Here is a 6999-nt window from a genome sequence, read left to right on the forward strand (position 1 = left end):
ATTTTCTGACGCGGCATCCATGCCGCGGCAGAAAACGACGTGCATCCATGCACGTCGCCCTTCGGGTTATTCCCGCCGTCTCCGCCGCTGCGGCAGGGGCCCCGGTAGATCAAAAGCTCAAGAGCAACAGCAAAATCACGAACAACAGCAACAGCAACAGCAACAGCAACAGCAACAGCAAGATCAACAGCAAGATCAACAGCAAGATCAACAGCACTGCCTACGTTGCGAATACTGATTCGTGTTGGAGTGCTGCTCCCGCGTGCCCTGAGCTATTCGCCCTTAGCTCTGATAAACCTCAGCCGCTTCCTGCTTCATCGCGGCCAGCACGGTCTGTGCACCGGGGGATAGCAGCCAGTCGGTGCGGGTGATGATGCCGAAGGAGTCCATTCGGCATGACAGTTCCACCGGGACGATCTTCACCATGCCGTGTTCGGCGTAGTGGCGCGCTACATCGACCGGTACCACGGCCAGGTAATCGCTCTCCTGCAGCATCTTGGTCAGGAACATCAGGGCGGCGGTGCCGATCACGCGGCGCGGTGGTTCCAGTCCGGCGCTCTGGAACATCAGTTCGAAGCGATGGCGCAGCACGCTGCCTTCCGGGGGCACGATCCATGCGGCTTGCGAGAGGTCGTGTAGGCCCGGTTGCTCCAGCGCGAGGATCGGGTGCTGTGGGCGTGCGATCGCGCAGACTTCTTCTTCGGCCAGGGCTTCGTAGTGCAGGTGGCTTTTGTCGTGGCGGGCGAACAGGCGGGCGACCAGGAAGTCGAGCTTGTTCTGCGCGAGCCGTTCCAGCAGCACGTCGCTGCTCTCGACCTGCAGCGATACACGCAGGTCCGGGTGTTGCTGGGTGATGCGTGCCAGTGCGGCTGGCAGCAGGGTCATTGCCGGGCCGGCGATCGCACCGATCGCGACGTTGCCGGCGTGGCCGGCCTTGAGCGCTTCGATCTCCGCGCCGGCCTCGCCCAGGCTGGACAGGGCGATGCGGGCGTGGCGGATCATGCTTTCGCCGTACCAGGTCGGGCGCATGCCGCGCGGTAGCCGCTCGAACAGCGATACCCCCATCATGTCCTCCAGATCCTTGAGCAGCTTGGACGCCGCCGGCTGGGACATGTTCAGCACCTCGGCGGCGCGGTGGATGTTGCCTTCCTCGTCGATGGCGATCAGCAGCATCAGCTGGCGGGTCTTGAGGCGGGCGCGCAGGAACCAGGGCGGGGCGGGCATGGGCGGCTCTCTGATGCCAGGTTTGGCATGGATATTGGCTAAATCTATATTTGTTGTATATCCGAGGCAATCGCAGAATAGGTCCGATCCCGGTCCGTCCCGGCATCGCGACATGTCTTCCGGTCCCGCGAGGCGCCCGGAATGCGCGGCGGGCGGTCCGGCTCTTCTCGACAAGCAGGGTGCGACACGATGCGATTGATCCAGCTTCACGACGATGCTTCGGGTGCCACGCGAGTGGGTGTGGTGGCGGCTGACGGGCGCCGGGTGCGCGTGCTCGACGGCGTCTCTTCCACCTACGCGCTGGCAAGCGCGGCGATCGCCGCAGGCCGTTCGCTGGAACAGCAGGCCGACGCGCAGGGCGGCAGCACCGAACTGGACTATCCGGCGCTGCTCGCCGAGGGCCGCGTGCTGACTCCGCTGCACCATCCCGATCCGGCCCATTGCCTGGTCACCGGCACCGGCCTGACCCACCTCGGCAGCGCCGCCGCGCGCGATGCGATGCATCAGAAGCTGCAGCAGCAGACCGACGCCGGCACGCTCAGCGATTCGATGCGGATGTTCCAGTGGGGCGTGGAAGGCGGCATCCCGCAGGATGGCAAGCCGGGCGCGCAGCCTGAGTGGTTCTTCAAGGGCGACGGCGGCATCGTGGTCGCGCCGGGTGCAGCATTGCCGTCACCGGATTTCGCGCTCGATGGTGGCGAGGAGCCGGAACTGGTCGGGTTGTACCTGATCGGTCCGGATGGCGCCCCGCATCGGCTCGGTTTTGCGATCGGCAACGAGTTCTCCGATCACGTCACCGAGCGCCAGAACTATCTGTATCTCGCCCATTCCAAGCTGCGCGCCTGCGCGGTCGGCCCGGAGTTGCGCAGTGGCGAGCTGCCGCGCGATCTGCGTGGCACCAGCCGCATCCTGCGCGGCGAGACGGTGGTGTGGGAGAAGCCGTTCCAGACCGGCGAGACCAATATGAGCCACTCGCTGGCCAACCTCGAATACCACCACTTCAAGTACGCCGCGCATCGCCGTCCGGGTGACGTGCATCTGCATTTCTTCGGCACCGCCACGCTGAGCTTCGCCGACGAGGTGAAGGTGCAGGTGGGCGATCGTTTCGAAATCGACCTGCCGGATCTGGGCGCGCCGCTGGTCAATCCGCTGGGCGCGGTGGCGTCCGGCTTCGCGCTTGGCGGCGTGCGCGCACTGTGATGCGCGACGCCGCGCAACGTTTCAGGAGATTGCCATGAGTCAACGCTTCAAGAGCTACATCGCCGGCCAGTGGGTGGAAGGCAGCGGCAACAGTGCCGACGAGAATCCGTCCGATCTGGCCACGCCGGTCGGTGAGTTCGGCGTGGTCGATGCCGCGCTGACCGCGCAGGCAGTCGATGCCGCCGCTGTGGCATTGCCGAAGTGGGCGCTGAGCACCCCGCAGCAGCGCGCCGACATCCTCGACCTGGTCGGCAGCGAAATCCTTGCGCGCAAGGAAGAGCTGGGCCGCCTGCTCGCGCTGGAGGAAGGCAAGACCTTGCCGGAAAGCATCGGCGAGGCCGCGCGTGCCGGGCAGATCTTCAAGTTCTTCGCGGGTGAGGCGCTGCGCATCCCCGGTGAGAAGCTGGCCTCGACGCGTCCCGGCGTGGACGTGGAAATCACCCGCGAGCCGGTCGGTGTGGTCGGCATCATCGCGCCGTGGAATTTCCCGCTGGCGATTCCGGCCTGGAAGATCGCCCCGGCGCTGGCCTACGGCAACACCGTGGTGTTCAAGCCGGCCGAGATCGTGCCGGGCTGCGCCTGGGCACTGGCTGAAATCCTCAGCCGTGCCGGGCTGCCGGAAGGCGTGTTCAACATGGTCATCGGCTCCGGCCGCACGGTCGGGCAGGCGCTGATCGAGCATCCGAAACTGGATGCACTGACCTTCACTGGATCGGTGCCGACCGGCAACGTGCTGCTCAAGCAGGCCGCTGCGCGCGGGCTGAAGATCCAGCTCGAAATGGGCGGCAAGAATCCGCTGGTAGTGCTGGCCGATGCCGATCTGGACAAGGCGGTGGAAAGCGCGGTCAACGGTGCGTATTTCTCCACCGGCCAGCGTTGCACTGCATCGAGCCGGTTGATTGTCGAGAACGCGATCCATGACGAGTTTGTCGCGCGCGTCCAGGCGCGACTGGCCAAGGTCAAGGTCGGCGATCCGTTGCAGGCCGGCATCGACATCGGCCCGGTGGCCAGCGGTGCGCAGTTCGATACCGACCTGAGTTACATCCGCGCCGGGCATGAAGATGGCGGCGAGCTGCTGTTTGGCGGCGAGCGCGTGGAATGGAAGACCCAGGGTTACTTCCTGGCACCGACATTGTTCGCGGCCAAGCCGGGCGATCGTATCGTGCGCGAGGAAATCTTCGGGCCGGTCGCAGCGCTGCTGCGCGCCGACGATTACGAACACGCGCTGGCGCTGGCCAACGACACCGAGTTCGGTCTGTGCGCGGGCATCTGCACCACCTCGCTCAAGTACGCCACGCACTTCAAGCGGCACGCGCAGGCGGGCATGGTGATGGTCAATCTGCCGACCGCGGGCGTGGATCCGCACGTGCCGTTCGGCGGGCGCAAGGCGTCCAGTTATGGGCCGCGAGAACAGGGACGCTATGCGGCAGAGTTCTACACTACGGTGAAGACCGCCTACACGGCGGCCTGAACCACCCGGCCGGCGAGCAGAAGGGGCTCGCCGGCAGCCTCGCGTGATGCGCTGGAGGGCGCGCACGCGATCGGGCTTACCAACGAGGGAGGGAACATGAAGAACCGTTTCGTTGTGGGTGCGGTGCTGGCGCTGGTGGCGCTGATCGGTGGTTGTTCGCGCGATGGCGGCTCGCACGCGGGCCAGATCACCGTGGGTTTCAGTCAGGTCGGTGCCGAAAGCGAGTGGCGTACCGCCAACACCACATCGGTGAAACAGGCGCTGGCCGAGCCGGAGTTCCGGCTGAAGTTCTCCGATGCGCAGCAGAAGCAGGAGAACCAGATCAAGGCGTTGCGCTCGTTCATCGCCCAGCGCGTGGACGTGATCGCGTTCTCGCCGGTGGTCGAATCCGGCTGGGAAACGGTGCTGCGCGAGGCCAAGGCCGCGAACATCCCGGTGGTGCTGACCGATCGCGCGGTGAAGGTGTCCGACGATTCGTTGTATGCGACCTTCATCGGCTCGGATTTCGTCGAGGAAGGCCATCGCGCGGCGAACTGGCTGGTCAAGGACAGTGCCGGCAAGCCGGGACCGATCCGCATCGTCGAACTGCAGGGCACCGTGGGTTCGGCGCCGGCGAATGACCGGATGAAGGGTTTCCACGACGTCATCGACCAGGACAAGCGCTTCGAGGTGGTGCGCTCGCAGAGCGGTGACTTCACCCGTGCCAAGGGCAAGGAAGTGATGGAGGCGTTCCTCAAGGCCGAGGGCAACAAGATCAACGTGTTGTTCGCGCACAACGACGACATGGCGATCGGCGCGATCCAGGCGATCGAGGAAGCCGGGCTCAAGCCGGGCCAGGACATCCGCATCGTGTCCATCGATGGCGTGCGTGGTGCGTTCGAGGCGATGAAGGCCGGCAAGCTCAATGCCAGCGTGGAGTGCAATCCGTTGTTCGGCTCGCAGCTGGCGCAACTGATCCGCGACGTGAAGGCCGGCAAGCCGGTGCCGAAGCGGGTCGTGGTCGATGAGGGCGTGTTCACTCAGGACCAGGCGGCGGCTGAATTGCCCAAGCGCGGCTACTGAGCATCGCCATGCATCCTGGATCGCCACAGGTCGCCGCGATGGCCGATATCGTCGTAGAGCGGAGCCCGCTCCGCTTGCACCTTCGCGGTACGGCCCAGCCGAACAAGTTCGGCTCTACGTCCGATTGCTGGGTGAGGTGGTCATGAACGCAGTCGTGCTCCAGGCCGGCGGCCTCGGCAAGCGCTTCGGCGCCACGGTGGCATTGGACGACGTCAACCTGTGCCTACGCGCCGGCGAGATTCACGCATTGATGGGGCAAAACGGCGCCGGCAAATCGACGCTGATCAAGCTGCTGACCGGTGTGTTCGCGGCGGACGCCGGTCGCATCGAACTCGACGGCGGCGTGATCGCACCCGAGACGCCCTTGCAGGCGCAGCACGCTGGCATCAGCACGGTCTATCAGGAAGTGAACCTGTGCCCGAACCTGTCGGTGGCCGAGAACATCTACGCCGGTCGCTATCCGCGCCGCCGTTGGAGCGGTGCGATCGACTGGGCCCAGGTACGCGATGGCGCACGCGCCTTGCTGCGCGAACTGAATCTGGATATCGACGTCGAATTGCCGCTCGCCCACTACCCGGTGGCGGTGCAGCAGATGATTGCCATCGCACGCGCGCTGGGTGTGTCGGCGCGGGTGCTGATCCTCGACGAACCCACCTCCAGCCTTGACGAAGGCGAGGTGCGCGAGTTGTTCCGGGTAATGCAACGCCTGCGCGAACGTGGCATGGCGATCCTGTTCGTCACCCATTTTCTCGATCAGGTCTATGCGGTGTCTGACCGCATCACCGTGCTGCGCAACGGCCGCTTGGTCGGCGAGTACCTGCCGGCTGAACTGCCGCAGCCCGCATTGATCGCAGCGATGGTGGGGCGCGAAGTTGCGCTGGCGCAGGGGCGCGATGCCACCTCATCGATCGCCGAGGATGCGCCGGTGGTGGTGGAGGCGGAGGGTCTCGGCCGTCGCGGCAAGTTGCAACCGACCGATCTGCGGGTACGCGCCGGCGAAGTGCTTGGGTTGGGCGGTCTGCTCGGCTCAGGGCGCACCGAGCTGGCGCGGCTGCTGTTCGGGCTGGACCGTGCCGAGCGCGGCGAGCTGCGTGTGCGCGGCAAGGGCGAGCGTTTCCGTCATCCCGGTGATGCGGTGGCCAGTGGATTGGCGCTGTGTCCGGAGGAGCGCAAGACCGAGGGGATCGTCGCCGAGCTGTCGGTGCGCGAGAACATCGTGCTGGCGTTGCAGGCGCGGATGGGCTGGCGGCGCTTTCTGTCGCGGGCGCGTCAGGATGAGTTGGCCACGCGTCTGGTCGAGGTGCTGGGCATCAAGACGGCCGACATCGAAACGCCGGTCGGTGCGTTGTCGGGCGGCAACCAGCAGAAGGTAGTGCTGGCGCGCTGGCTGGCGACCGAGCCGACGCTGCTGATCCTCGATGAGCCCACGCGCGGGATCGACATCGCGGCCAAGCAGGACATCATGGGCGAGGTGGTGCGGTTGGCGCGGCGTGGCATGGCGGTGCTGTTTATTTCCGCCGAGATCGATGAGTTGACGCGGTTGTGCGATCGGATCGCGGTGATGCGTGAGCGGCGCAAGGCGGGGGAGTTGCCGGGTGGGTGTGATGGGCAGCAGGTGCTTGAGTTGATAGCGGGGCAATGAGGTGAGTGCTTACGCGTCTGTTGGCTTTTCATTCCTGAGCTGCGGGGCATCCTGGGCTTTCGCCGCCATGTTTCCACCGTCGTCCCCGCGTAGGCGGGGACCCAGTGCCTTCCGCGCCATCTCTCTACCGTCATTCCTGCCTCGGGCTCTTCCTCGCTATCTCTCTACCGTCATTCCCGCGAAGGCGGGAATCCATGGACGTTCGTTCAGACGTGGCATTAGTGATGTCGTAGAGCGGAGCTTGCTCCGCTGTTCTTCTGTCTTTGCTTTTGGTTTGCTGTTGAAGGCGACAGCTGAAGCAACTGCTTTCACGCCCTTCGGGCGCGAGTCACTTTTCTTTGCTTGTGCAAAGAAAAGTAACCAAAAGAAAGCACACCCCGGCCTACGCGCCCTTCGCTTC

At 65.2% G+C, this 6999-nt stretch carries 6 protein-coding genes; 5 read left to right on the forward strand and 1 reads right to left on the reverse strand.

From position 1 onward, the window contains the following. The coding region (locus tag AC3WJE_RS20710) for a hypothetical protein (RefSeq protein ID WP_493732733.1) at window positions 1-238 on the forward strand (238 nt) is incomplete at its 5' end. 44 nt (window positions 239-282) lie between these two features. On the opposite strand, the gene AC3WJE_RS20715 is transcribed toward AC3WJE_RS20710, so the two are convergent. Then, on the reverse strand, window positions 283-1224 hold the full coding sequence (locus tag AC3WJE_RS20715) for a LysR family transcriptional regulator (protein WP_493732734.1): 942 nt from the start codon (window positions 1222-1224) through the stop codon (window positions 283-285). 189 nt (window positions 1225-1413) lie between these two features. Here AC3WJE_RS20715 and araD1 point away from each other — a divergent pair, with 189 nt between their 5' ends. From araD1 to AC3WJE_RS20735, 4 genes are all read left to right on the forward strand, one after another. Further along, a complete protein-coding gene (araD1, locus tag AC3WJE_RS20720; RefSeq protein ID WP_493732735.1) occupies window positions 1414-2424 on the forward strand; it encodes an AraD1 family protein in 1011 nt (336 codons plus the stop codon). A gap of 28 nt (window positions 2425-2452) precedes the next feature. Further along, on the forward strand, window positions 2453-3895 hold the full coding sequence (locus AC3WJE_RS20725; protein WP_493732738.1) for an aldehyde dehydrogenase family protein: 1443 nt from the start codon (window positions 2453-2455) through the stop codon (window positions 3893-3895). 96 nt (window positions 3896-3991) lie between these two features. After that, on the forward strand, window positions 3992-4957 hold the full coding sequence (locus tag AC3WJE_RS20730; RefSeq protein ID WP_493732736.1) for an ABC transporter substrate-binding protein: 966 nt from the start codon (window positions 3992-3994) through the stop codon (window positions 4955-4957). Between the two features lie 142 nt (window positions 4958-5099). Continuing rightward, window positions 5100-6599, forward strand: coding sequence for a sugar ABC transporter ATP-binding protein (locus AC3WJE_RS20735; protein WP_493732737.1), 1500 nt, complete (start codon window positions 5100-5102; stop codon window positions 6597-6599). Window positions 6600-6999 lie beyond the last annotated feature (400 nt).

Source organism: Pseudomonas sp. GW821-FHT07E12 (assembly GCF_058986605.1).

Excerpts from the sequence above, each read along its gene's own strand:
- araD1 (WP_493732735.1), top strand. The coding sequence starts at position 1,414 with ATGCGATTGATCCAGCTTCACGACGATGCTTCGGGTGCCACGCGAGTG.
- AC3WJE_RS20730 (WP_493732736.1), top strand. The coding sequence starts at position 3,992 with ATGAAGAACCGTTTCGTTGTGGGTGCGGTGCTGGCGCTGGTGGCGCTG.
- AC3WJE_RS20715 (WP_493732734.1), bottom strand. The coding sequence starts at position 1,224 with ATGCCCGCCCCGCCCTGGTTCCTGCGCGCCCGCCTCAAGACCCGCCAG.
- AC3WJE_RS20735 (WP_493732737.1), top strand. The coding sequence starts at position 5,100 with ATGAACGCAGTCGTGCTCCAGGCCGGCGGCCTCGGCAAGCGCTTCGGC.